1 protein-coding gene is annotated in these 324 nt (G+C 66.4%); it reads right to left on the minus strand.

What is annotated here, in order from left to right:
* The coding region (locus KUM38_RS43375; RefSeq protein WP_308409103.1) for a transposase at positions 1–324 on the minus strand (324 nt) is incomplete at both ends.

Below are 324 nucleotides of genomic sequence, written 5' to 3' on the forward strand. Positions count from 1 at the left end.
CGGTCATGTCCGTTTCGATTCGCCACGTTGGCGTGGATTCTCCCGTGAGCTCGCGGGACATTTTGTTAGCCATCGCCCAGTGGATCATCGCCCGGGACCTCTGCGGGAGGGCTTCGTAGTCCCGCGCCAGGCGGCGGTGCTGCATCAGCCAGCCGAAGGTCCGCTCGATCACCCACCGTTTCGGCAACGGTTCGAACCCCTTCGTCCGTGGCCGCTGCACGACCTCCACATCGATCCCCAGGCAGGCGCCGTGGTTGAGGACGCTGCTCTGGTAGCCGCCGTCGGCCCAGACCTTCGACACGGTGGGGTGGGCTGCCGCTAGGT

The sequence above is a fragment of the Streptomyces sp. AC558_RSS880 genome, assembly GCF_019049255.1.
Lineage (GTDB): Bacteria > Actinomycetota > Actinomycetes > Streptomycetales > Streptomycetaceae > Streptomyces.